Source organism: Wolbachia endosymbiont of Frankliniella intonsa (genome assembly GCF_029856955.1).
Lineage (GTDB): Bacteria > Pseudomonadota > Alphaproteobacteria > Rickettsiales > Anaplasmataceae > Wolbachia.
Window position 1 is genome coordinate 1363615 of record NZ_CP097148.1, and the last position, 25353, is coordinate 1388967.

The following is a 25353-nucleotide window of genomic DNA, read 5'->3' on the forward strand; positions in this document are numbered from 1 at the left end:
GGTCAACTAATGTACTCTGCAGTAATAATAAAACCAAAGCGAAATGTTTTTGCCGTTTTAGACGTAGGTACAACAAAAATTATCTGTCTAATTGTTAAGATCAATAGCAACTTCAGCTATAAAATAATAGGAACGTGTTATAAAAGTGCAGAAGGTATAAGCGGTGGATCAATAACTGATGCAAAGCATGCAAGTTACTCTATTTCATCAACTATAGGTTTAGCTGAGCAAGTATCAGAAGAGACTATAGACCAGATATATGTGAATGTAGCCGGATGTGGAGTCTCATCTTTTAACGTATATAACGAAATTATTGCAGCTAATCACGAAATTTCAGACCGAGATATAAAACGTGTAGTCTTTCAGACGTTTGAGAAATATATCGAAGAAAATGTTATCATTCACAATATACCACTGAAATATCACTTGGATGACATGACTGATATAAAAGAGGTTGGTGGATTGTACGGAAAAAGACTATCTGCTGATGTTAATGTCGTCACTGCTTCGCGTCCAGCGCTTACCAACATTGAAAATTGTATAACTAATAATAGCGGGATAAGTATGGCTGGTTGTATTGCTTCCGCATATTCTTCAGGCCTTGCCTGTCTAAGTGAAGATGAAAAAGAGCTAGGAACTGCCATTGTTGACATAGGGGGTGGGTGTACTGCAATTGGAATTTTTAAGAGAGGAAAGCTTATATACACAAGCAGCATTCCAATTGGTGGCATTCACATTACTCGAGATATAGCTTATGGACTATGCACAAGTATAGAGCATGCTGAACGCATAAAAATACTATACGGTAGCACTGTCGTAACTTCAATAGATGAGAACGAATATATTACACTGCAAAACAGTGAAAATGATGAACCGACTCGAGTACCCAAGTCCGAACTTATTGACATCATAAGACCTAGAGTTGAGGAGATATTTGAACTGGTAAGAGAACAATTTCAAGAACAAAAAGATCCAATCAATAAAGTAGTGCTCACAGGTGGAACCAGTCAACTCACAAGCATGAAAGAGATTGCAAGCTATATATTCAACAAACAAGTCCGCATTGGATGCCCTGAGTCTCTCAGTGGCCTTGATGGCGAGTATGATAAAAATCCCGTATTTTCTGCTGCCATAGGCTCTATCAAGCTAATAGTTGACACTTTTTATAAAAATAACTCTGGAATGCTCGGTCAAGATGGTAAAATGAGTAAATTGTATAATTGGGTTAAATCGAAAGTCACGGTTTGATTTTACCAAATAAAGTTTTGATATCCGTCAAAGGAAGTATAAAAAAAATTATTTCAAGATTGATAAATTGATTCGTGATCATACACCTGAAATTATCCGCTCCCATGGAATGATTGTTTATGATATGGTAATGGAAAAAGATGAATATGCTGAACGTCTCATTCTATGATAAAAGATAAAACAGGCTGTATCCCAGTGGGCTTTGTTGCATCGCTCAAGTGAAAAGAACTGGCAGTTACTGACAAAATTCATTATAAATAGCCATTTAACTGTTGAAGAAAAAATATGCCACAAAAAATGAGAGTCAGTAACTGCCATGAATATAACAAATTTCTCCAAGAAAGAGGAAGCATTTTTTGTTATATCAATGACGCCATAGAAAATTGGTATGAAAATAGTCCAAAAATGCAGGGCGGCAACTATATTTATAGTGATAAAGTTGTGATTTTAGTTCATATAATCGTCAGTTTCTTTAGAATTGGTTTAAGACAAACAGTAGGGTTTGTAAAAGGATATCTGCAACAAATAGGAAGAGATTTGCAGCTATTCACAAGCATCAAAAAAAACTTAGTATTAAGATAAATGATTGCAGAAAATAATATAGAAGATATTGAAATTGCTATAGACAGTACGGGAATTAGTATATACAACAACACACAGCAAGGAAAATAGCACTGACAGAGTGGCTATGAGCAAACGAGAAAATCGTACGTAATGTTGAATATAAACAACAAAAAAGCCATAGCTGTAAAATACAGTAACGGTGTCTACTCTGATCACTTGTGATTTGCTAAAAGAAGTTGATTTTCAGCATGCCATAAAAGTACTATATGCAGATAGAGCATGTGATAGGCACAAGTTTTATAAGTTGTGTAACGAATATGATATAAAGACAAAAATTCCACCAATAAACAATGCGGCAGAACATCCAGAAATAAATTATATGTCTGACAGGAATGCTGCTATTAGGTTAATAAAATTATACGGTGAAGATGGCATGAAAGAATGGAAAAAGAAGTAAATTATGGGAAAAGATCTTATATTGAAGGGTTTTTCTCAAGATTAAAGCAAATATTTGTTTAGGAATAAATCTGAGATAAATCGAGAAAAAGAACTAAATGCTATTTGCTTAATAAATTCACTGATATAGGTATGGCTAAATTTGAGATAGTTACATGAATTTACCATAAATCACCATCTCATAAAGTGTTATGCAACAAAGCCATCCCTGTGTCACTGCCATTAAGTTAAGGGAAAGAGAAGTTAAGATTGGACAAAAAATTTGAAGTGATTGATAATTATGGTAAATACTAGGGTGAATTTTTAAGAAAAGGGAGTCTGAAAAGTGCAAGTTATTTAAAAAAGTAATAATTGCAGGTTATTTTGCAAAGAATGTACTAATACAATGATACTGAAAAGATATCTTGAATTTAAAACACATGTTTTCTAGCTCTTTTCTGGTAGTTGAGTGAACGAATATCAGATATCTTATGACGATCAACTCTTCTCCCTTTTCTCACCACTAAAGTGTTCATCAAAAATAACTGTGATAGTCGATACATAATGCAGTCTATGTCTGACTCTGTAGAAAAAATATCAAAGGATAAGTTTTTAATCGCATTAAATGAGACAGATTTATTGATGCTTTTTTTTTAGTTTACTATTCTGTGAGCTCAATGTCTCTTCATCATCTTCTATCATGATACTTTCTAGATTACTGATGAAGATAGTTGACCAAAAATCCTGCTTGATAGTTTCAATACTTTTTCCTGTGAAATTCTCTAAATTTAATCTTCCCTTCAGCCTAGAAAAAAATGTTTCTACTCCCCAGCGCAAGTAATATAATCTCTCAAACTCTTCAACTGTAAAACGTTTCTCATCTAACAGAGATGTTACTAATACTTCAACTTCTCCAGAAGAAAGTATTATTTTGACTAACCTGAATTTCATCTCATCAGGTAATCCTAGCTTTTATAGTGCACCCATTTGTCTAGACCATTTTTTAAAGTGATCCGATTTTTAAAATGAATATGTTGATAAATACGTCGACACACATTTAAAGTATTTATCAATATATTCATTTACTGTTTATGATAATAAAGATCAGCAGGAACTTTATAATTTAGAGTCTGATGTAGCCTTCTATAGTTATACCAACCAACAAAGTCATTTATTATAAGATTCAAATCTCTGATACTATTTGGTCTATAATAATATATAGCTTCTTGCTTTAAAGTTCTCCATAAGCGCTCAACAAATATATTGTCGAAGCAACGTCCTTTATGGTCCATACTGATTTTAATATTAGCATGCTCTAATTCCGTAATAAAGTTGTAGCAAGTAAACTGTACCCCTTGATCACTATTAAAAATCTCATGTTTACCTTGTTTTAGAGCTTCTTTGAGAGTATAAAGGCAAAATCCAGCATCGAGATATGGTGATAATGAATGAGCAATAATATAGCGACTATACAAGTCCATTATTGCCACAAAATAGACAAACTTACCTTCTACCATAATATATGTTATATCAGTAGCCCATACCTGATTAACTCTACAAATAATCAAATCTTTGAGTAGATAAGGATATATTTTATGCTTTTTTTCTTTAATACTTGTATTACATCTTTTTCTACAATACAGCCCACTAATCTTCATTTTTTTCATAATTCTTAAGATTTTTTTGCGATTGACTACTACCCCACTCGCTATGATTTCAGCAGTAATTTTACGATATCCATAACGGCAATCAGAAGCCAAATATACTTCTTGAATCAAATTTGCTACTTCACTTTCGTTATTAATTATAGGCCTATAATATAGGCTAGATCTGCAAATCCCCAATAAATCAGCATGTTTCCTAATTGACAGATCAGAATCTTTTTCTATAAACCTTACTCTATCTTTTTTGCTTATTTCAGTAATTTTTTTTTCAAATAGCTATTTTCCACTGTCAATTCTCCTATTACTTTATGTAAACTTTCTATTTCTTGCGCTAAGATTCTTTGTTTTCTCGCACTTTCACTTTCTTCAACAAATAGGTCTTTTAACCTTGCCAATACTCTATCACGCCAATCATATAGATTTGTTGATGGTATTTTATATTCACTACATATCTTATACCAATTCCCGCTATAGAAAGAACAGATAGAGAATAATGGGGAAAAAGTCATACTAGAGTAAGTGAAATAGCGAGGTATAAATGGCATTAAGGTCAAAACTATTAGACGAAAGAGTTGTAAATTTAGCGAAAGAAATGTTAAAAAAGGTAAGAAATAACGCATATGTTTCAAAAAAGTTACAAGCGGTGATAGCAGGAAAAGAAAGTAGTATAAGCGCTGTGGCAAGAATATGTAAAATTTCAAGGACTGCTTTGACTGAATGGATAAAGCATCTAAAATTTGGTAGAGTAGAAAAATTATTTGCCCTGTTTCAGCGGAGAAGAAAAAGCAAATTAAACAAAAATCAACGTGAGCAAATTGAAATATGGGTAGAAAGAAATCCAAATATTACTATTAAGGAAGTACAAATAAAAATCTCAGAGGAATTTGCCCTAAACATCAGCAAATCAACAGTGCACCGTGAGATACAAAGGATGAAATTTTCTTACATAACACCGAGGCCAATGGACCATAAACAAGATAAAAACAAGCAAGAAGAGTTTAAAAGATACTTCAATAAAATAGTCAATTTCCACCCTAAAAGGGAGGTGTTTTTTTGATGAATCACGATTTGGGACTCATTCAAAATCGGACACGGATGGTTTAAAAGGGGTCAGAACGCAGGTTAAAATGAAAATTGGTAGACAAAATTTCTATATCTAAAGTGCGGTAAATCCAAGAAGTGGTAAGAAAATTAGCCTACTTGCTCCATATGTAAACACTGATTGTATGAATATATTTCTGGAGCAGATGTCGAAAGATTTAGGCACGAAAGAAGCCTTTCTTGTAATGGATTGTGCAAGTTGGCATAGATCAAAAGTTTGAAAATTCAGGAAAACATTACCATCATATACTTGCCTCCTTATTCACCGGAACTGAATCCTGTTGAAAGGTTGTGGCAATATATCAAATACAATACTTTACGCAATAGTATCTACGATACCATAGGTTTACTTGAAGATGTTTTGTGTAATTTTATTGTCAATATTTCCAGTACTACTATTAAACGAGTTTGTAATGTTTCTTATTTGTTCCGTCAGTAATGGATTTTGGTATAACTTTACACTTTTTCAACCACTGTGCTAGGTTATGAAGGTCTTCAGTAAAGCAACCAAATTTCTGAACGCGTTGCTCATCTCCTCCTTCAGGTATACACACATAGTGTACAGCTGAACCAATGTCTATTCCTGCTGCATTAGGATTCACTATTTCTAATTTACTTTTTGCTTTTTTCATGCTAACTCCTACATATAATTTGTTACAGGGAAACGCTTCAGCTTGGAACGGTTGATAGTACAATCTCCTAACCGAGGTAGTCTAAATGACTCCATCAATGATTTGACCGTTCCTTCCAAGACCATGCTTGCATACGGGCACTTATGCACCATTGAAAATGTCGATCATAACTGCAGAGGCGCTCCCTCTACAACTATACTTGAAAATTACTAAAAACTTAAATTTGTGTGTTTCTTTCTGATTTGACAGATTTTTCTGTTCGATGCTTGTATGCAGAACAAACTCATTAAGCATTACTTGTAATGACTTTACACTCTTTCTAAAAATCAGGAGAAATACATTAATGAAGGGCAGCTTTCTTTTTCGTGAGAAGTCTTTTGAGGATGCTCTGTGTGCGTTTATAAAGTTTAAACTCATCAATTTATTTTTTATAAACATGATTATTCTTTTTTTTACTCATGTCATTACTTCTTTTAATTTGTGAATCTTACCTGATTTTATAATACAGTCCATCACTTTCCCTTAACTTAATGGCAGTGAGACTATGCTACTCCTTTCTATCCACTTTTTTGAGCAATCCACTTCTACATCTAACACACATCTCAGTGATTATAATATCCAATTTTTGATCATGTTTTTCTACAGGTAAATTTTTACAATATTGCTTCTCATAGGCTACACCTATAAATATTTTTCCAAGTGGCCGTAATTTTTTTATCATTTCATCATACCAACCACCGCCAAAACCTAACCTATTAAAATGATCATCAAAAGCAACAATAGGGGTAATGATTGTGTCGGGAATCATATCTTCATCTGCTTTATTCCATTCCTCAAATTTTAATAACTTATTTTTATTAGGAATTGCTACTTTATATCCTAAATCGAGTAAATGATGCATCAAAGGCACAACATTAATTTCTCCGTCTGTTGGAATGTACGCTGCTATTGTTTTACCTTTAACGCAACTTAAGTTTTTGTTAAAGAGATTAATAAGAGAATTTGCTGCATAACTAGAATAACTTTCATCAACATCTTTTCTTATGGTTCTATATTGCTTCCTTAGTTCCTCTTTGTGCTGTTTAGTGTCTTTGAACATGTTCTATCCATTTTGCAGTGAGCTTTTCTTGTAAACTATTTTGCTTCAAGCGCTCACTTAAAAAATCAAAGTCAACAAGCTCCATATCCTGATCTTGATTACTGCAACTATAAACAAAACTTATTTCTCCTGTTTCCTTATTTATGTGTTGCTGAATACATTGAGCGCAGATTTCTTTCATCATGCACTGCATAGGAGAGTTAACTGATGATATTGCTATGTGTTTTGGTTTCAGATATGGCTTTAAAATTGTTTTTCTAGCTTCATTTACAGCTTTCATCATTTTATCAGAACCAATAGTGATGATTTTATCTATAGTGTTTAAACTAATAGTAATTTTACCTAACTTTCCTTGCTGATATGAGCTTATTGCATTAACTATATTACCATGAAAGGATTTATCCTGATCTCTACTTGTTTCTATCAATCCTTCTTCACATGCCCAAATTACTGCACTTGATGCACGTTCTATCAGTGCTCGTTTAAATACATCACTTAATTTTTTATAGCCAGCGAAATATAAAACCTTATGATTGTTTTCAAGACATGCCTTCCCTATCGAAAATAACACTGCATTTCCAACTCCACCGCCAATGAGCATTATATTCTTCATAAACTTTTTATGGAGTAGAAAACCTCTCTAACTTCAATTAAACTGATAACTAACAGCTGCATTTTTTCTCATATTATCCAATAACAGGTTCCTTTGTATCATAATCTTTTGTTGATACATTTCCTGTTTGATTGCTTCTATATCCATTGCATTATTTTTGATATCACATAACATCATCAACTTTGCAGTGCTATTTTCTCTTAATTCTACTATTTCATTCATATTTGTTTTACTAAATAAAATCTGTAAATCAGGATTTAAATTTCGCATTTTTATTTCAAACTCTTTTACGCTTGGCAACTTGAAATCATCTGCTAACTTGTCAAAATTTAAACAACTGACCTTTTGCTCCTTAAAATTAGAGAGTAAACTTTCTGAACCTTCAACTACAACCTGTTTCAGTTTTAAAGTACTTTTCAGCATTGTATGATTAAGCTGTACTTTATCTATGACTTTTATAACAGAGTAACCTTCGCTTAAACTAACCGGACCTGCTACATCACTGATTTCTAATCCTTCCAAAACGTCCCTGAGTTTACCTTTTAGCTGACTTAAATTAACGGTTGCTTTGCTCATCTTTATTGAAGATTCTGGATTATTACTGCTACGTAATTGTTTTATTAAATCTTCAGCCATCTTCTGATCAGGAATTACAAACTCCTGAAATGTAATAAGGTAGTCAGGTTTCTCTTTTTGTTTTCTTACGTCGTCCACTTCTTTGTCGCTGATATTGACAAGTGGCACAATTCCTACTTCAATAATCTTGTTCCACAGTAGCTGACACTTTACTTGTTTTTTTAGGGTATTGAGATCTATATTATGCTTTTTTACGTATTGATCAACTTCATCAGCCTCAAGTTTTAAACTTTGAGTTAAGAATAACGTGACAGCATTATTTAACTCCTCGTTACTCAATTCTATATTCATCTTCTGTGCTTCGCTGACAATGATAATTTCGTCTATTAACTGTCTTAGAATTTGAGATTTTACCTCTTTTTGATTAATCTTCTGAGTGCCAAGCAATGAATTTATGAAGTTTATACGTCTTTCAATATCTAAATTTGAAATTGGCTCACCATTTACATCTGCAACAATTTCAATCTCAGTTGCAAGTAACCTAAGCGGCAGCATTATTAATATCAAAATTAGTATTTTATGCATATAAAATTATTTAGCTAATAACTAATTCTATAATAAATACTGAATAAACGCTAGCTAACTTTTTAATAATTAAAAAAGAGGATGAAATTACTGTAATGAATACCTAAACAATAATATACGGAAGGAGAGGGATTCGAACCCTCGATACGACTTTTCAATCGTATAACGGTTTAGCAAACCGCCGCCTTCAGCCGCTCGGCCACCCTTCCAAATTATTACTATAATATCAAGACCTTTACTGCCTGTCTAATGCTTTTAACCGCAACATAAAAAACAACAATATTTTTCTGAGCAGCTCTAATGCAAACTAATTCCTACTTTTTTCAATGATTTTTTTTGCTTTTTCCACATCAGCCCATTCTCCAACTGTTACCGTTTTTCCCTTTTCTAAATCTTTATAATGAGAAAAGAAATGAGCTATTTTATCTAGTAGGTTTTTAGATAAATCAGAATAGTTTTTTATATTGTCATAATAGCTATCAACACTGGAGATAGGTACAGCTAATATTTTTTCATCCTCTCCTTTCTCGTCTTTGGTAAGTAATGCACCTACTGGACGCACCGATATCAAAACTCCAGGCGCTAAAGGAAATTGAGTTAGCACCAAAACATCCGCAGGGTCACCATCACCTGCGCAGGTATTTGGTACAAATCCATAATTGCAAGGATAAGTCATTGAGGTAGACAAAAATCTGTCAACTTGTAATAATCCGAGCTCTTTATTAAATTCATACTTTACAGGTTCAGCATTTGCACTTATTTCAATTACTACACTGATTGCATCTGGTTTTGTTGTTATTTTGCTTAAATCCATGGATTACCTCGTTATTCAAGAGAACATATTATATAGCATACACTTTAAAAGTGCTACATTTATCATTCATAAGTAGAGGTTTATGGTTGCATAGGACCATTTGTAAAACCATTAATAGTTGCACTGTTGAACGTTGAATGTGGAGGATCTTGTGGTGATTTCAGTAGTTGAAATAAAGCATATACTACTACAATAGTCAGTACTGCAGCAATTATTAGATTAGTTTGTGGGCTCATTGAGTTAAACAAATTTTGCTCCATAAAGAAATAATCGGTAGCATATAATCCAACAGACAATACAAACATACCTAAAATAAGTTTACAGACTGTGTTTTTATGATTTTTCTTGCTGAGTATGAAATTTGGCCTACATTTATTCTCTTCTTGAGGTGCTGAATAATGTGTGTTGTTTATTATCCTCTCTTCAAACTTATTGCTATTTTGCTCTTTTAACAGCTGTTTCAAAGTTGGTCCAGCTCTTTTCAGGCATAAAAAACCTTGATTATTATAACCTGCAGATGACAATATATTGAATGTTCTGTTTAGACTACCTATCTTCTCACAATCCAGCGTATATTTAGTGGCTCTATTTTGATCTTTCAAATTAATACTTTGCAGTAATCCAATTAAAGCCATTATATATCTGGAAACGACCACGTTATCTATTATTGATAAACTTTCCTTTTTTACAGACTCTTTGTGATGTTCAGAAAGTTTATGATAGTGGCCAAATATAGAAAATAATAATACTACATCCCTTTCTACTTTTATCTCTTGATGAATAGAATAATAGAAATCAATAATGCATTTACTTAAGGTAAATTCTCTGTCATATTCGTTTAATGCATTTTCTTCACTTAGTAACTTTCTAACATCAATAAGCACCTTATTTTCAAAATCTTCTACTGTTTTAAATATTAATTCTCTCTTTGGATTTGCTAAAACGTTAAGTAAATCTAATTTTCTTCCATCTACTATTTCGTGTATGTCTTTACCTAACTCAGACTCCTTAATAACTTTATATATTTCATCTATGATATCTTGAGTGCTCAGATTATTACTCCCTCTTAAAATTTCATAAGCTTGAGTATAAATTAAGAACAACCCTTTTAGACTAAATTGTAAGTTAAAATATTTATCTAATGATTCCTCTTTTTTTCTAACGAATGAAGACAAACCAATATGGTTTCTGTGGTCTATTTTACCAGTTAAGTTAGCATGTTGAAAATTGCCTAAAAAAATAAACAAGGCCTCTAATAAATTGCCTTTACCAACAATTTCGATTAATTTTTCAACTTCTTTAACCATCCCTCTAGTCCACAATATAATAATTATCTTCATAGTATAAAGAATATAGGGTAAAACAGCAATAAATTTTATTGTATGTTTACATTCTGCATTAAAAAATTAAACCACCAAGTTAGGAGCATATCCAACCTCCACCGATAACTTGTTCGCCCTTATATGCTACACAGGCTTGACCTGGACTGATGCCAAAGTAATCGTCGTTTAAAATGACACAGGCTTTATTTTTTTCGTCAATTGAATGTATTGTTGCTAAACTCCCTGCATGTGATGACCTGAGCTTCACAGTTACTTCCATACCTTCCTTTGGTTGTTCTAACCAATTTAACTCTTTGATCAATATTTTTTTTTGCATTAATGCGTTGATCGGACCTACTATAACCTCATTATTCTCTGTATTAATTTTTATCACGTAAAGAGGCTCATTGTGTGCGATGCAGAGGCCTCTTCTCTGCCCCACTGTAAAATTTACTATGCCGCTGTGCTCACCTAGCACTTTTCCATGAATATCTACTATTTTACCTTTCTGTACAGATTGTGGAGCTAATTTAGCTATTGTTTTACTATAGCTTTCGGAAACAAAGCATATATCTTGACTATCCGGCTTTTCAGAGATTTGTAAGCTAAAATATTTTGCTAATTTTCTTATATCACTTTTATAGAACTCACCTAGTGGAAATCGCAAAAGCTTTAACTGCTCCTCAGTTGTAGCAAACAAAAAATAACTTTGATCTTTACTTTTATCAACACTTCTGCACAACTTTACCTCACCATTTTCTTCTAATCTTCTTACGTAATGTCCTGTTACGAGCACATCCGCACCAAGATTTTTTGTGACTTGCAATAGATCGCGGAATTTTACTGTTTGGTTACATCTTACACATGGTATGGGGGTTTCCCCACGCATGTAAGTATTCGCAAAATCTTCTATTACTTCCTTTTTAAATGTTTCTTCGTAATTTAAAATATAATGAGGAAAGCCAACACTTTCAGCTACGCGTTTGGCGTCATAAATATCTTGTCCAGCGCAGCATGCACCTTTTCTTGCATTAGCATTGCCATCAGTGCCATATAGCTGAAGAGTCACACCTATCACTTCGTACCCAAGGTTATACAGCAGTGCTGCAGCAACGGAGCTATCAACTCCCCCGGACATTGCAATAATAGCCTTAGTTTGATGCGGAGCTTTATCTTTTAATAAAGGTTCAATTTCAAATTCTTTTAGCATATAATTTATAAACACAAACCTGGTGTCAAGCGCTGGAATCCAGTTTCTATTACACAATTTCATCGAAACAGCCTACTTATTTGTAGTCAAGTTCCAGTGTCAAGCGCTGGGATGACACCCCTTCCTGCTGGAAGTTGCCTTTAAATTACTTGGTGCGTGACACTGGGATCTCATTTATATTACATAATTCCATCAAAACAATTCGATAAACTGCCTTCAAAAACAATTTAATCTTGCTTGAATAAAACATGGCCAAAATAGTCCATGTTTTCAAGTACTTTTCCGCTACCCAGGGCAACACAACAAAGTGGATCATCTGCAACACGAACTGGTAATTTTGTTGTTTCACTAATAACTTTACTCAAGTTGCGCAATAACCCACCTCCACCAGATAAAATTATTCCTCTATCAACTATATCAGAAGAAAGTTCAGGTGGAGTACTCTCCAGTGCAGTTCTAATAGCAGAAATTATCTGATGTACAGGCTCTATTAGGCTCTCTGCAACTTGATATTCTGATAAAAGCATTTCTTGTGGCATACCACTCACTAAATCCCTGCCTTTAATTATCATTCCCTCTTTGTTGTTTTCAACTGGCAGACTGGCTGAACCGACGTTTTTCTTAATTTTTTCAGCAGTTGTTTCGCCAATCAATAACTTATGATTTTCACGAATGTATGACTTTATTGCCTCATCCATAATATCGCCACCTACTCTGGCAGAACGTGAATAAACAATTCCACCTAAAGAAATAATTGCAACTTCAGTTGTACCACCTCCTATGTCAACAATCATAGAACCTTCAGGTTCGGTAACTGGAAGTCCAGCCCCAATTGCTGCAGCCATTGGTTCTTCAATTAAGAATACTTCATTTGCACCAGCACTTTCTGCTGCATCTTGTATAGCACGCCTTTCAACTGGGGTAGATCCAGATGGAACACATATGATAATATTAGGCTTATTAACAGTGAATCTTGTGTTTGCGCTGCGTATGAAATATTTTAACATTTCTTCCGCGCTTTTAAAATCAGCAATAACTCCGTCTTTCAAGGGCCTTATCGCTTCTATTTCTCCAGGTGTTTTTCCGAGCATCATCTTAGCTTTTTTGCCAAAAGCATAAGGAACGTAACTTCCTTTTTCTTTTACTCTTGCTACAACTGATGGTTCATCAAGCACTATCCCCTGACTTTTCTGATAAACTAAAGTATTTGCAGTACCAAGATCTATAGCAATATCGCTAGCAAATAAACCTTTGAAAGTAAAAAAATTTCTGATTAAATTCCGAACAAAACTCATACACAACTCAAGAAAACCATTTATTGAGATAAATTATACTTTTCAGATAAGTAACTAGTGTAGCACTCAATATCTAAATCCCCACCTGTTACCTTTTTTAGCTGTTCCAAAAAGCCATAATTTGCACTATATACATTTTTAGAGAACCAATCGATAAGTAAACTGAAATCTCCTTTTACTATAGAATCTAAAAATTCGTAATGATTTTTCTTAATGAAAGAAAAAAACTGCACAGCAGCGATTAACGCTATGACTTTAATAGGAAAGTAGCCTATAACACCACTTATCCAATACTCATCTTGAAAATAAGTGTCTAGCTCATTTTTAGCTTTTACTGAAATCTTGTAATGCTTCATACCTTCCAACCATTTATCGTGTAGATCTTTAACTTCCAACGTACCATTTATTAGATCTTGTTCTAATTTAGTTCTTAGCATAATGTGAGCCAATAAACTAAATTCATCCGCATTCTTCAAAAAAGATGAAAGATTTACTTTATTGAAAATCAAATACAAATTTTCAACACTACTATTAATTTTGCCTTTTGTAGAAAGTTTCTCCTTTATGTGTGGTTGAATGAACTCAATAAATTCTCTGGATGTTCCAATGATCCTTTCCATGAATAACCCTTGAGTTTCATACATAATATGTTTTGTAATTGAGATCTTTATAGAATTTTGCGCTAAACATTTTTGATGAATTGCATAACCAGTATGCCGTAAAAGTAAAAATAAACCATAACAAAGGTCAGATTCATCATAATCGATAGAATCGTAATAAGAAATGGAAATCTCATTTGGTCTAACACTCATTTGCTGTAAGAATAAGGAACCAAGTTCAATCTGTCTCTGAACCGTAACTTTTTGTATATTAGTAACCTTATCCTTCTTCTGCTTTTGAGTTACTTTCTCTACATTTTCACTAAAAAATTTACCTAGCTTAGGAAATATTTCCTTTATGTTCTTTTCTGTGATATTAGAGTCATAGTCAGCAAGCAATGACTCATAGTTTGAGCGCTTTAATTGCTGCGATTTTATAGAAGCTGCTTCACGAGTAAGCTTAATTAGGTTAGTAAAGCATTCTTTCAGCTTTTCTAAGTTACTAATTTCAGAATTAGTTAGCCTCCATAAGTTTTGGCATTCAATCTTAGCTTTGGACAAAGATTTTACTAAATCAACAGGAATAGCACTATTGCTTTTATGTATCCCCTCTATTAACTTTAGCTGCGGAGTGTCTGCACTCTTATTATTGCTAAGAGCGTCAGCTAATGATTCTTTTATTGCATCATGAGAGATAATTTCATGTCTGATTTCCTCTAGAAGACACATTTGTTCAACTTTGTCCTCTACATTCAATTGGCTTTTGCTTAGTAGTTTTAGTGTGTTTTCGATATTCCTTACCTTGTGTAATACTTCTTCTAAAAACTTATAAGATCTCATTTTTATTCATTGTTTTGAAAACATCTGTTTAATATCGTAATAGATTAATAATAAAGTTAAAAGTATATTTGCTTAAAGTACAATAAAAAATTGTATTTTTACTCCTTCATTGAACTTTTCGACAAAAATCGAGCATCTTATCAGAAAATTAATTGTCAGATTGTATTGTAAGTGAAATATTTAGTATTTTATTTCTCTTGACTACATTATAGTATAGAGTGATGATTAGTGCTAAAGTTAAAATTATGCGCTATACTTAAAATTTATGGAGGTTTAGTAATGTGGAGTAGATTCGTTATAATGTGTTGTTTTTGTTTACTGCTTACTGGCGTAAGCTCTTGCCCCAAAAAAGGAGTAAATGCAACAAATAAAATGAATTCCGTTGTTAAGCAGATAGGTGATAAAAGAGTTTTCTTTGGTTACGATGAATCTAGTATTACTGAAATAAGTGCAGATGCATTGCTTGATGCAGTGGAAGTGTTACAAGATAACCCTGATGCGAAGGTTACTTTAACTGGTCATACTGATAATCGTGGTTCTCATGAATATAATCTTGCATTAGGTGCTAGAAGAGCAGATGCAGCTAAAAAGTTTATGGTCAGCTGTACACCTTATCTAGAAAATAGAATAAAAACTGCTTCTAAAGGTGAAACTGAGCCTTTGGTTAATGTAAAAGATGATTCTAGAAATTCCAAGTATGAGAGAGAGCATGCTAAAAATCGTAGAGTAGAATTTTCATTTTCTGGAATAAAGAAATAGTTTCTTGCGTTAAAACCTGGATCCCAGTGTTTAGCACTGGGATGATAAAAAGTGCAAATCCGTTGCTTCCACTGATTGTTAGTTGAACTTGTATTGAAGTCCTGTGGGCAGTATAATGTAGAGAGATATAAACTACCTAACCGAGACATAATGCAATTGGAGCTGTCATTTCAAAATATAGTTAATAACTTTGCTTTTCATGATAATCAAGTTGCGGTTGCAGTATCAGGTGGTATAGATAGCGTAGTTTTATTGCACTTAATGATTAACTGGGCAAAAAAAAGTAAGCTTTTAGCCCCTATAGCATTAACAGTAAATCATGGGTTACGTTTAGAATCTCAAAAAGAAGCTCATTTTGCTATAAGTTACGCAAAAGAACTTGGAGCAAGGGAGTCATTCGTATTAAATTGGGAGAAAAAAAATATTAAAGGCAATATTCAGTTACAGGCACGAAAAGCACGATACAAGTTATTAATAGAATGGTGTAAAAACAATAATGTTAAATATTTATTTGTTGCTCACCACGAAAATGATCAAGCAGAAACGTTCTTGTTGAGATTAGAGCGAGGTAGTGGCGTAGATGGATTATCATCAATGGACTACAAATCTTTCTTCAATGGTATTTATGTATTTAGGCCATTGTTAAATTTCAGTCGTAGTAAAATAGAAAGGTATGCTCAGCTTCACCAGTTAAGATGGATCGAAGATAGAAGCAATTATGACTTGAAATACAGGCGAACTTTATACCGTAACTTGCTTAAAGCAATTGATAATCAAGATGTTATAACAGAGCGAATATGCCTTACAGCCCTTCATATGAAAAGAGCTGCAAAAGCGTTGATGCACTACACACGCCTTGCATTTAATGACTGTATTAATGTTCATGATCTTGGTTATATTGAAATTAAACTAAGTGAATTTTATAAACTGCCAGAGGAAATAGCCTTAAGGCTCCTTCTTTATTCTATAATGGCAATCTGTGGTAAATACTATAAACCAAGATACAACAGCCTTGTTGCAATATTTAATAGAATATTGCAACAAAATAGTGATGTTAATTGCACACTCTATGGATGCAAAATAAGAAAATATGGAGAAAGTATTCTGATAATGAGAGAATCGTCAAAGATACATGAAATTACTGTACACTTACCATTAAATGGTTCTATTGAATGGGATAACAGGTTTAGCTGCACAATATTTGGAGATCAGGAGTGTTCAGTAACTATTGCTCCACTAAAGAAAACACAAAAAATCCCTGAATTTCTAAAAAATTATGATTATTGCTCTGAAGTTTACTATTCTTTGCCTACAGTACAAAAAGATGGAAAGATGCTTGCTTATCCTGATGTAAATTATAACGGAAAAAATAACGATGATGATAAGGTTCGATTCATTATTAATAGCACGATAAAACAAAATTTGGTAAGCTTGATTAGTATTTAATTAGAAATGTAAATGAAAAAATTTTTAGAAGGCTTGTTGATCTGGTTAGTGATTATTGTTCTTATTTCAGTTGCTTATATTCAATTTAGCGGAAGTATAGGTAAGAGTAAAACAACCATACCTTTTTCAGAATTTTTAACTAGACTAGAAGATAATGATATAGAAAATATTACAATAAGAAACCAAAGCATCGAAGGGAAGTTTGGGGATGGGTCAGCCTTTAACTCAAGTGGTGTTATATATAGTGACTTAATAAAAAGTTTGCATGATAGGAAAGTGAAGTTCTCCTTTTCAATTGGAGACTCTGCAATAGGTATAATTGGTGGATTACTTATTCAATGGGTTCCGACGCTTATCTTTATCGGTTTATTACTTTTCCTTTTTAAACAAACGCAAGCAGGAGGTAATAGAACTATAAGCTTTGGCAAATCAAAAGCTAGGCTTATGACTACTGGAAAAAAAGTGACATTTGATGATGTTGCTGGGATTGATGAAGCAAAAGAAGAGTTGGTTGAAATTGTTGATTTTCTTAAACAAAGGCAAAAATTTCAAGTGTTAGGTGGGAAGATACCCAAAGGATGTCTTTTAATTGGTTCCCCTGGAACTGGTAAAACTCTACTTGCTCGTGCAATTGCAGGTGAAGCTAATGTACCGTTTTTTAGTATTTCTGGATCTGATTTCGTTGAAATGTTTGTCGGTGTTGGTGCAAGCCGTGTTCGTGATATGTTTGATCAAGGTAAGAAAAATGCTCCTTGTATAATTTTCATAGACGAAATAGATGCAGTGGGTAGGCATCGCGGCATTGGTCTTGGTGGCGGTAATGATGAAAGGGAACAAACATTAAATCAATTACTGGTTGAAATGGATGGTTTCGAGTCTAATGAAGGTGTGATAATAGTTGCTGCAACTAACCGTCCAGACGTGCTAGATCCAGCACTACTTAGACCTGGTCGTTTTGACCGACAGATTACTATTTCTTTACCTGATATAAATGGGCGTGAAAGAATATTAAATACGCATATAAAGAAAATATCGATAGCACCAGATGTAAACGTAAAAACAGTTGCGAGGGGAACGCCAGGTTTTTCAGGAGCTGATCTAGCAAATTTAGTGAATGAATCTGCGCTTATTGCTGCAAGAAGAAATAAGAAAATTGTTACCATGGATGATTTTGAGTATGCACGTGATAAAGTGATGATGGGCATGGAAAGAAGGTCCTTAGTCATTACAGAAGAAGAAAAAAAGCTTACTGCTTACCACGAAGCTGGTCATGCAGTAGTTGCAGTTAATATGCCTGCTTCTGATCCTATACACAAAGCAACAATTATTCCACGTGGTAGAGCACTCGGTTTAGTTATGAGACTACCGGAAACAGATAGAGTGTCCCTCACAAGAGAAAAGATGCTAGCAGATATAACTGTTGCAATGGGTGGACGTGTGGCAGAAGAGCTAATTTTTGGCTATGATAAAGTCACAAGCGGCGCATCTTCAGATATAAAACTAGCATCAGATTTATCACGTGCTATGGTGACAAAATGGGGAATGAGTGACAAAATAGGGCCAATATATCACAATCGTGAACAAATCACACATGATTATGAGACAATTTCTGAAGATACGTTAAGACTTATAGATGAAGAAATAAAGAAAGTTGTCTTTTCTTGCTATGAAAAAGCAAAAGACATTTTAACCAAGCGTAGGAAAGACTTGGAGTTCATTGCTGAAAATCTACTGGAGTTTGAAACTTTAACAGGAGATGAAATAAGAGACATATTAAGTGGAAAAAAAATTGTTAGAAATGAAAATGAAGGTAAGGAAGAGGTAAGGAGATCCTCTCTCTAATCAAATCTGGCTTTATTTAACCGCTAAAACAAAAATTTTTAATTAATTAGCTTAAGTTATAAGATAATAGTTAAGCCGATGTATTTTATAAATGGACTTTTCTGAACATTCTTCCAATTTTTTTCTAAATAACTCTTTGCCTATTTAAATAAGTATGTTCAGTATTAGAGCTTTCCAGACCGCTACTAGGAGAAAGATTAGGTTCTTGCATCTCTATTAGCTTTAATACAGGAGCAGTTCCTGCTACAATAGCTCCTATAACAGCAGTAGCACCCATGATGAGAAGAATCGGTTCTGCAGTGGTGATTACACAAAGCTCATACCAATTCCCGCTATAGAAAGAACAGATAGAGAATAATGGGGAAAAAGTCATACTAGAGTAAGTGAAATAGCGAGGTATAAATGGCATTAAGGTCAAAACTATTAGACGAAAGAGTTGTAAATTTAGCGAAAGAAATGTTAAAAAAGGTAAGAAATAACGCATATGTTTCAAAAAAGTTACAAGCGGTGATAGCAGGAAAAGAAAGTAGTATAAGCGCTGTGGCAAGAATATGTAAAATTTCAAGGACTGCTTTGACTGAATGGATAAAGCATCTAAAATTTGGTAGAGTAGAAAAATTATTTGCCCCGTTTCAGCGGAGAAGAAAAAGCAAATTAAACAAAAATCAACGTGAGCAAATTGAAATATGGGTAGAAAGAAATCCAAATATTACTATTAAGGAAGTACAAATAAAAATCTCAGAGGAATTTGCCCTAAACATCAGCAAATCAACAGTGCACCGTGAGATACAAAGGATGAAATTTTCTTACATAACACCGAGGCCAATGCACCATAAACAAGATAAAAACAAGCAAGAAGAGTTTAAAAGATACTTCAATAAAATAGTCAATTTCCACCCTAAAAGGGAGGTGTTTTTTTGATGAATCACGATTTGGGACTCATTCAAAAATCGGACACGGATGGTTTAAAAGGGGTCAGAACGCAGGTTAAAATGAAAATTGGTAGACAAAATTTCTATATCTAAAGTGCGGTAAATCCAAGAAGTGGTAAGAAAATTAGCCTACTTGCTCCATATGTAAACACTGATTGTATGAATATATTTCTGGAGCAGATGTCGAAAGATTTAGGCACGAAAGAAGCCTTTCTTGTAATGGATTGTGCAAGTTGGCATAGATCAAAAAGTTTGAAAATTCAGGAAAACATTACCATCATATACTTGCCTCCTTATTCACCGGAACTGAATCCTGTTGAAAGGTTGTGGCAATATATCAAATACAATACTTTACGCAATAGTATCTACGATACCATAGGTTTACTTGAAGATGTTTTGTGTAATTTTATTGTCAATATTTCCAGTACTACTATTAAACGAGTTTGTAATGTTTCTTATTTGTTCCGTCAGTAATGGATTTTGGTATCACGCGCTGGAATGACAGGTGTAGCTGGAATAATTAAGTGAGAAATTTTATTAAATATGTTTTTATTTAAAAGTTTTGCTGTATTTTCATCTGCAATCAGAAAAATGTCATTTCCATATTGTCTACATATTTCATAGATATTATCAGCAAGTACTTTTACTTCCCTAATAAGAACTTGTTCTGTGTGCTGTAATATTTGTTTTAAATATCCCATAGAATGTTTACAATACGGTAATGTTAGTATTTCAAGATTGACATGAAGATTGACCCTGTAGAACTAACTAAGAAATTCATTTCTTTTAAAAGTATAACACCAAAAGACGATGGGGCAATAGAGCATATAGCAGCCATTCTCAAGAAAAGTGGTTTTGAATGTGAGATTTTAGAGTTTGGTGATAAAGTTAAAAATCTTTATGCGAAATATATAAATGGAGTACCAAACTTGTGTTTTGCTGGACATGTTGATGTTGTACCACCAGGTGAGTTAAAAGATTGGATATCTGATCCATTTAAGCCAGAAATTAGAGATGGAATGCTATATGGAAGAGGAGCAGCTGATATGAAAAGTGGAATAGCCGCATTTATTGCTGCTATGGTAGATTCAGTTGCAGGTAAGTTTCGATTCAGTGGTTCAATCAGTGCATTGATTACCAGTGCTGAAGAAAGCGCGGAAGAACATGGAACAAAGGAAGTTTTGAAATGGATGAAAAGTAAGCAAAAAAAGATAGATTTTTGTGTAGTTGGCGAACCAACTAGTAGTGAGAAATTAGGTGATACAGTAAAAATAGGTAGAAGAGGTTCTGCAACATTTAAATTGATTTGCCATGGTAAACAAGGGCACGTTGCCTACCCAGATCTAGCAGATAATCCAATATATAAAATGGTATCGATACTAAGTAAGATAAAAGATACCACTTTTGATACTGGTAATAAATACTTTCAGCCTTCACATTGCGAAATTACTACTATCGATGTTGGAAATAATACTAATAATCTAATACCTAGTTCAATAGCAGCAGGTTTTAATGTTCGATATAACAATACACAAACACCAGACGTTTTATATAACATGATTGATGCAATATGCACCAATGTGACTAACGATTATAAACTTTCTATGCAGAACAGCAGGGACGTTTTTCTCTCTACTCCTGACAGAAATACTGATATTATGCTTGATGCGATAAATAAAATTACCGGTATTGATGCTGTGCTGAGCACAAGTGGTGGCACATCTGATGCTGCGTTTATTAAGGATATTTGTCCAGTAATTGAATTTGGTATGATCAACAAAACCGCACATCAGGTAAATGAATGCGTATCAATAGACGATATACATAAATTAACAGCTATATATAAGGAGTTTATAAAAAATTATTTTTACCCCACTAATAAAATATTAAACCAGATCAATGTAATTGGTAATACGCCTGATGGTCCATTATTAGCCTGAGGTGCAGTTGCATAGAGAAGAAAACTTACTAGACACATTTTACCAGCCCCTTATTATAATATTAAGGGTATTTTTGACTCAAAACTTGTCTTTGATCTGTGCAAGCTCAATAACAAAAACTCAGTAAAAAGCTTATTAGCGAGAATTATCTGTTCAGCAAAGTGGCAAAATAAGATAGACAAAAAAGTATAAGAGAGAAATCGGTGTCATGCAAGTAGCTGACATAGGTTTCTTTATAATGCCAGTGCTCATACCAAAATCCATTACTGACGGAACAAATAAGAAACATTACAAACTCGTTTAATAGTAGTACTGGAAATATTGACAATAAAATTACACAAAACATCTTCAAGTAAACCTATGGTATCGTAGATACTATTGCGTAAAGTATTGTATTTGATATATTGCCACAACCTTTCAACAGGATTCAGTTCCGGTGAATAAGGAGGCAAGTATATGATGGTAATGTTTTCCTGAATTTTCAAACTTTTTGATCTATGCCAACTTGCACAATCCATTACAAGAAAGGCTTCTTTCGTGCCTAAATCTTTCGACATCTGCTCCAGAAATATATTCATACAATCAGTGTTTACATATGGAGCAAGTAGGCTGATTTTCTTACCACTTCTTGGATTTACCGCACTTTAGATATAGAAATTTTGTCTACCAATTTTCATTTTAACCTGCGTTCTGACCCCTTTTAAACCATCCGTGTCCGATTTTTGAATGAGTCCCAAATCGTGATTCATCAAAAACACCTCCCTTTTAGGGTGGAAATTGACTATTTTATTGAAGTATCTTTTAAACTCTTCTTGCTTGTTTTTATCTTGTTTATGGTCCATTGGCCTCGGTGTTATGTAAGAAAATTTCATCCTTTGTATCTCACGGTGGACTGTTGATTTGCTGATGTTTAGGGCAAATTCCTCTGAGATTTTTATTTGTACTTCCTTAATAGTAATATTTGGATTTCTTTCTACCCATATTTCAATTTGCTCACGTTGATTTTTGTTTAATTTGCTTTTTCTTCTCCGCTGAAACGGGGCAAATAATTTTTCTACTCTACCAAATTTTAGATGCTTTATCCATTCAGTCAAAGCAGTCCTTGAAATTTTACATATTCTTGCCACAGCGCTTATACTATAGTATTTCCCAAAGCAAATGATAAAGGTATAACAAAGTATTTGAGTTATAATGGCATATAGTGTGGATTTAAGGGAAAAGGCAGTATTGATGATAGAAAAAGGGAAGACAAAGGTTGAGATAGCAGAGCTCATGGAGATAGGAATAGCAACTCTGTACCGCTGGTTAAAAAAGAAAGCTGCTGGTGAAAGCTTAAAGCCATCTAAAAACGGTAGCTTTATTCGAAAAATAGACCCAAAAATACTCGAAGAATATGTTACAAAGAATCCAGATCATACTCTGGCAGAGATGAAACAAAATCTTGGATTTGGAATAAATTCAATTTGGTATAGACTAAAACAGCTAAAAATTACTTTAAAAAAAGTCACACTATATCAAGAGCGCAATCAAGAAGATAGGCAGCAATTTATTGATAAAATCTCAAAATAGAACATTCCAGCATCTTATATATAGATGAAGCAGGAGTTGATAATAAGTTATACCGAGAAAATGGACGTGCTCCAAGAGGAAAGAAAATTTATGCAGATGTTCCAGGAGAACTCGAGAGAGAATCAGTATAGTAGCCGGGTGGATTGGAATGAGATTTATTGCACCAATGACTTTCAAAGGTGGGTGTGAAAAAGAGGTATTCAATATATTGTTGGAGAAGATGTTATTACCTAAATTGCCACTTGGCACAACCATAGTTATGGATAATGCTACATTTCATAAGACCACTAAAACAAAATCATTAATAGAGTCTTTTGGCTTTCATGTGCTGTATCTTCCAACATATTCACCAGATTTGAATCCCATAGAACACTGTTGGCATACCATCAAAAGCCGCCTCAGACCTCTAATGTATAAATGTACAGACTTACAACTTTTGGTTGGTAATACCATAATGGAAATTTATCCATTCATTTTAGAAAATACTATACTTTCTTTTCCTGCTATCACCGCTTGTAACTTTTTTGAAACATATGCGTTATTTCTTACCTTTTTTAACATTTCTTTCGCTAAATTTACAACTCTTTCGTCTAATAGTTTTGACCTTAATGCCATTTATACCTCGCTATTTCACTTACTCTAGTATGACTTTTTTCCCCATTATTCTCTATCTGTTCTTTCTATAGCGGGAATTGGTATCAGACACTGGTTTTTGATCGAAAATGTTGTCTTATTTGTAATCAATTTTCCAGTGTTGCGCATTGATCATTTTTTTCTATAGTTGTCTTTTCTCGTCTACCTTATTTTGCTACCCGGCTCTACCGATCCAGATGCTTCTAGAGAATTTCTTAAACATTTATAGCTCATACAAAACCCGGTCTGACTGTCATAAAGGCTGCTCGCTTCAGCAAGACAACTTTCGCACTACTTTAAATCCTAATTTTCAACTTAAAGAGGTACATAATGCCAAATAACTTCAATTTCAAAGAATTTTTTCACCATCACGAAGCAAATAGCACTTTAGATGATATACAAAGGTACTGCATACTGTGGCAATCAGTGATATCACAGGCAATGATTGATGCAGCAAGTAACTGTAAAAAAACAGAAAGCTTGGTAGAGAAACGCAAAGCAATTTCCTGGCTATCAGAGTTCAGTCAAGATTTTGTTGAAACATGTATACTGGCTGAATGTGATCCGTTATACATAAAAAACAAAATACAGCCAATTCTAAAAAAGATAAAGCCCTTTTAATGAGGTTTACCCCTCTCACCAAGAAAAATATCATTTAATCTTTTTTCTATAGCTTCATCTATATCTTGGATTAATAGCTGCTTTATCATATTCACTTTCCGTTCTGCCTCTTGAAGATTATTGTTACCGTAACTGTTCTTATTACTATAACCATAACTACTGCCATTTGGTTTATTACTCATTTTTCTTCTTGTGCTGAGTATCTGAACTATCTTCTCCTTGAAAAAAGACTTCCAGCCTGTGCCAGAAAATAATTTGTAGAGAAAATGCGGAGTAAGAAACGCTACTAATATTCTAATAGAAACTCCATAACCCAAATCATCTCTATTTTCATAATACCATTTTAAATATTGATACAAATGGTAAAATGCATTTTTGAAAGAGCTAAACTCCACAGTATACCAAAAGCCATTGGTGAGAAACATGAGCATAATGCTCGATGTATAAAGATACAGAGTGAAAAGAAATAGCTTGACAACCATATCTTTCAAACTGCCCAGTATGTAATTAAATAACCTTAATTTATAAAAAAGTGATATCATTTCACGCACACTTCAATAAAGCTGGGGTGGAAGGATTCGAACCTTCGCGTGGCGGTATCAAAAACCGCTGCCTTACCACTTGGCTACACCCCAATATTTTTTATATCAATAACATTATTAACCCAATTAGTAAAAGATTTATTCGCTTTTCCTATGGGTATTATCACAACGGCTGGTTGATCATAAGAATGCATTGCCTCGATTTTTTCTACAATCTTATCAGCCTGATCATTCCTACTCTTCATAATTGCCACTACTTCACAATTACTATTAATTTTACCTTCCCATAAATACAGAGAATTTACTTCAGGAAATATATTTACACACACAATTAACTTCTCGTTTAACAATTCTTCAGAAATAGCCTTAGCCTCTTTCAAGTTCGAAAAAGTTATATAGACTAAAACTAAATTGCTCATTAACCGCTACATAAATGCATTTTTACTATACTCTACTTAGATTTATTCATCAA

General features: G+C 33.5%; 19 protein-coding genes, 2 tRNA genes and 11 pseudogenes. 12 read left to right on the forward strand and 20 right to left on the reverse strand.

Translation table 11 applies throughout. From position 1 onward, the window contains the following. Positions 1 to 9: 9 nt before the first annotated feature. Positions 10 to 1248 carry a cell division protein FtsA gene (gene ftsA, locus M3L71_RS07675; protein WP_280143563.1) on the forward strand — a complete coding sequence of 413 codons (1239 nt, stop codon included), beginning with the start codon at positions 10 to 12 and terminating at the stop codon, positions 1246 to 1248. A 285-nt stretch (positions 1249 to 1533) separates the two neighbouring features. Next, positions 1534 to 2427, forward strand: a pseudogene (locus M3L71_RS08620) (IS5 family transposase). A 251-nt stretch (positions 2428 to 2678) separates the two neighbouring features. Here M3L71_RS08620 and M3L71_RS07690 read toward each other — a convergent pair. Together M3L71_RS07690 and M3L71_RS07695 are read right to left on the reverse strand one after the other, a co-directional pair. After that, positions 2679 to 3219, reverse strand: a pseudogene (locus M3L71_RS07690) (transposase); the annotation flags it as partial. Between the two features lie 110 nt (positions 3220 to 3329). Continuing rightward, a pseudogene (locus M3L71_RS07695) lies at positions 3330 to 4366 on the reverse strand (IS3 family transposase); the annotation flags it as partial. 83 nt (positions 4367 to 4449) lie between these two features. Between M3L71_RS07695 and M3L71_RS07700 the strand changes: the two are divergent. Continuing rightward, positions 4450 to 5451, forward strand: a pseudogene (locus tag M3L71_RS07700) (IS630 family transposase). 13 nt (positions 5452 to 5464) lie between these two features. Here the strand turns inward: M3L71_RS07700 and M3L71_RS07705 are convergent. From M3L71_RS07705 to M3L71_RS07755, 11 genes and pseudogenes are all read right to left on the reverse strand, one after another. After that, positions 5465 to 5644: pseudogene (locus M3L71_RS07705) on the reverse strand (IS110 family transposase); the annotation flags it as partial. A gap of 267 nt (positions 5645 to 5911) precedes the next feature. Next, positions 5912 to 6082: pseudogene (locus M3L71_RS07710) on the reverse strand (IS4-like element ISWpi18 family transposase); the annotation flags it as partial. Between the two features lie 109 nt (positions 6083 to 6191). Further along, positions 6192 to 6743 (reverse strand): 5-formyltetrahydrofolate cyclo-ligase, encoded by a 552-nt coding sequence (locus M3L71_RS07715; protein ID WP_265030875.1) that lies wholly within the window; start codon positions 6741 to 6743, stop codon positions 6192 to 6194. Further along, entirely contained in the window at positions 6727 to 7356 is a 630-nt protein-coding gene (locus M3L71_RS07720; protein ID WP_139686783.1) for a ferredoxin reductase domain-containing protein, read from the reverse strand. The genes M3L71_RS07715 and M3L71_RS07720 overlap by 17 nt, the downstream gene beginning before the upstream one ends. A gap of 33 nt (positions 7357 to 7389) precedes the next feature. Then, positions 7390 to 8517 (reverse strand): SurA N-terminal domain-containing protein, encoded by a 1128-nt coding sequence (locus M3L71_RS07725; protein WP_280143566.1) that lies wholly within the window; start codon positions 8515 to 8517, stop codon positions 7390 to 7392. Positions 8518 to 8635: 118 nt separating this feature from the next. Beyond that, positions 8636 to 8726 (reverse strand) — tRNA-Ser (locus tag M3L71_RS07730). 98 nt (positions 8727 to 8824) lie between these two features. Further along, positions 8825 to 9331, reverse strand: a complete 507-nt coding sequence (gene ppa, locus M3L71_RS07735; RefSeq protein WP_265030871.1) for an inorganic diphosphatase — start codon at positions 9329 to 9331, stop codon at positions 8825 to 8827. 80 nt (positions 9332 to 9411) lie between these two features. Further along, positions 9412 to 10671, reverse strand: a complete 1260-nt coding sequence (locus tag M3L71_RS07740) for a WD1261 family protein (RefSeq protein WP_280143567.1) — start codon at positions 10669 to 10671, stop codon at positions 9412 to 9414. Between the two features lie 79 nt (positions 10672 to 10750). Then, complete coding sequence (gene mnmA, locus M3L71_RS07745) at positions 10751 to 11863, reverse strand: tRNA 2-thiouridine(34) synthase MnmA (RefSeq protein ID WP_280144187.1); 1113 nt, start codon at positions 11861 to 11863, stop codon at positions 10751 to 10753. A gap of 227 nt (positions 11864 to 12090) precedes the next feature. Next, positions 12091 to 13158 (reverse strand): rod shape-determining protein, encoded by a 1068-nt coding sequence (locus M3L71_RS07750; RefSeq protein WP_280143568.1) that lies wholly within the window; start codon positions 13156 to 13158, stop codon positions 12091 to 12093. 20 nt (positions 13159 to 13178) lie between these two features. After that, the gene (locus M3L71_RS07755; protein WP_280143569.1) at positions 13179 to 14597 is read right to left on the reverse strand and encodes a gluzincin family metallopeptidase; all 1419 of its coding nucleotides are present in this window, start codon (positions 14595 to 14597) and stop codon (positions 13179 to 13181) included. A gap of 279 nt (positions 14598 to 14876) precedes the next feature. Between M3L71_RS07755 and M3L71_RS07760 the strand changes: the two genes are divergently transcribed. The 3 genes from M3L71_RS07760 (at position 14877) to ftsH (ending at position 18644) form a co-directional block, all read left to right on the forward strand. Continuing rightward, the gene (locus M3L71_RS07760) at positions 14877 to 15356 is read left to right on the forward strand and encodes an OmpA family protein (RefSeq protein ID WP_349292756.1); all 480 of its coding nucleotides are present in this window, start codon (positions 14877 to 14879) and stop codon (positions 15354 to 15356) included. Between the two features lie 150 nt (positions 15357 to 15506). Next, positions 15507 to 16802, forward strand: coding sequence for a tRNA lysidine(34) synthetase TilS (gene tilS / locus M3L71_RS07765; RefSeq protein ID WP_280143571.1), 1296 nt, complete (start codon positions 15507 to 15509; stop codon positions 16800 to 16802). Positions 16803 to 16814: 12 nt separating this feature from the next. Continuing rightward, positions 16815 to 18644, forward strand: a complete 1830-nt coding sequence (gene ftsH, locus M3L71_RS07770; protein WP_280143572.1) for an ATP-dependent zinc metalloprotease FtsH — start codon at positions 16815 to 16817, stop codon at positions 18642 to 18644. A 124-nt stretch (positions 18645 to 18768) separates the two neighbouring features. Here the strand turns inward: ftsH and M3L71_RS07775 are convergent, their stop codons facing one another. Next, entirely contained in the window at positions 18769 to 19053 is a 285-nt protein-coding gene (locus M3L71_RS07775; RefSeq protein WP_280143573.1) for a hypothetical protein, read from the reverse strand. On the opposite strand from M3L71_RS07775, the pseudogene M3L71_RS07780 reads away from it, so the two are divergent. Then, positions 19047 to 20050: pseudogene (locus M3L71_RS07780) on the forward strand (IS630 family transposase). The gene M3L71_RS07775 and the pseudogene M3L71_RS07780 sit on opposite strands and share 7 nt — an antisense overlap. Before the next feature lie 11 nt (positions 20051 to 20061). Here M3L71_RS07780 and M3L71_RS07785 read toward each other — a convergent pair. Then, a pseudogene (locus M3L71_RS07785) lies at positions 20062 to 20277 on the reverse strand (iron-containing alcohol dehydrogenase); the annotation flags it as partial. A gap of 42 nt (positions 20278 to 20319) precedes the next feature. Between M3L71_RS07785 and dapE the strand changes: the two are divergent. Continuing rightward, entirely contained in the window at positions 20320 to 21516 is a 1197-nt protein-coding gene (gene dapE, locus M3L71_RS07790) for a succinyl-diaminopimelate desuccinylase (protein WP_280143575.1), read from the forward strand. A gap of 263 nt (positions 21517 to 21779) precedes the next feature. Here dapE and M3L71_RS07795 read toward each other — a convergent pair. Next, positions 21780 to 22667 (reverse strand): annotated as a pseudogene (locus M3L71_RS07795) (IS630 family transposase); the annotation flags it as partial. Between the two features lie 40 nt (positions 22668 to 22707). Between M3L71_RS07795 and M3L71_RS07800 the strand changes: the two are divergent. From M3L71_RS07800 to M3L71_RS07810, 3 genes and pseudogenes are all read left to right on the forward strand, one after another. Then, positions 22708 to 23085 carry an IS630 transposase-related protein gene (locus M3L71_RS07800; RefSeq protein WP_280143576.1) on the forward strand — a complete coding sequence of 126 codons (378 nt, stop codon included), beginning with the start codon at positions 22708 to 22710 and terminating at the stop codon, positions 23083 to 23085. Positions 23086 to 23109: 24 nt separating this feature from the next. Next, the gene (locus tag M3L71_RS07805) at positions 23110 to 23274 is read left to right on the forward strand and encodes a hypothetical protein (RefSeq protein ID WP_280143577.1); all 165 of its coding nucleotides are present in this window, start codon (positions 23110 to 23112) and stop codon (positions 23272 to 23274) included. Beyond that, positions 23234 to 23446, forward strand: a pseudogene (locus tag M3L71_RS07810) (transposase); the annotation flags it as partial. The gene M3L71_RS07805 and the pseudogene M3L71_RS07810, both read left to right, overlap by 41 nt. Before the next feature lie 122 nt (positions 23447 to 23568). Here the strand turns inward: M3L71_RS07810 and M3L71_RS07815 are convergent. After that, positions 23569 to 23700: pseudogene (locus M3L71_RS07815) on the reverse strand (IS630-like element ISWpi10 family transposase); the annotation flags it as partial. Positions 23701 to 24159: 459 nt separating this feature from the next. Here M3L71_RS07815 and M3L71_RS07820 point away from each other — a divergent pair. Beyond that, a complete protein-coding gene (locus tag M3L71_RS07820; RefSeq protein ID WP_280143578.1) occupies positions 24160 to 24339 on the forward strand; it encodes a hypothetical protein in 180 nt (59 codons plus the stop codon). On the opposite strand, the gene M3L71_RS07825 is transcribed toward M3L71_RS07820, so the two are convergent. From M3L71_RS07825 to cutA, 3 genes are all read right to left on the reverse strand, one after another. Continuing rightward, a complete protein-coding gene (locus M3L71_RS07825; RefSeq protein ID WP_236681805.1) occupies positions 24336 to 24698 on the reverse strand; it encodes a hypothetical protein in 363 nt (120 codons plus the stop codon). The two genes, M3L71_RS07820 and M3L71_RS07825, sit on opposite strands and share 4 nt — an antisense overlap. 204 nt (positions 24699 to 24902) lie before the next feature. After that, positions 24903 to 24974 (reverse strand) — tRNA-Gln (locus tag M3L71_RS07830). Next, positions 24965 to 25300 (reverse strand): divalent-cation tolerance protein CutA, encoded by a 336-nt coding sequence (gene cutA, locus M3L71_RS07835; protein WP_264377446.1) that lies wholly within the window; start codon positions 25298 to 25300, stop codon positions 24965 to 24967. The genes M3L71_RS07830 and cutA overlap by 10 nt, the downstream gene beginning before the upstream one ends. Between the last annotated feature and the right edge of the window lie 53 nt (positions 25301 to 25353).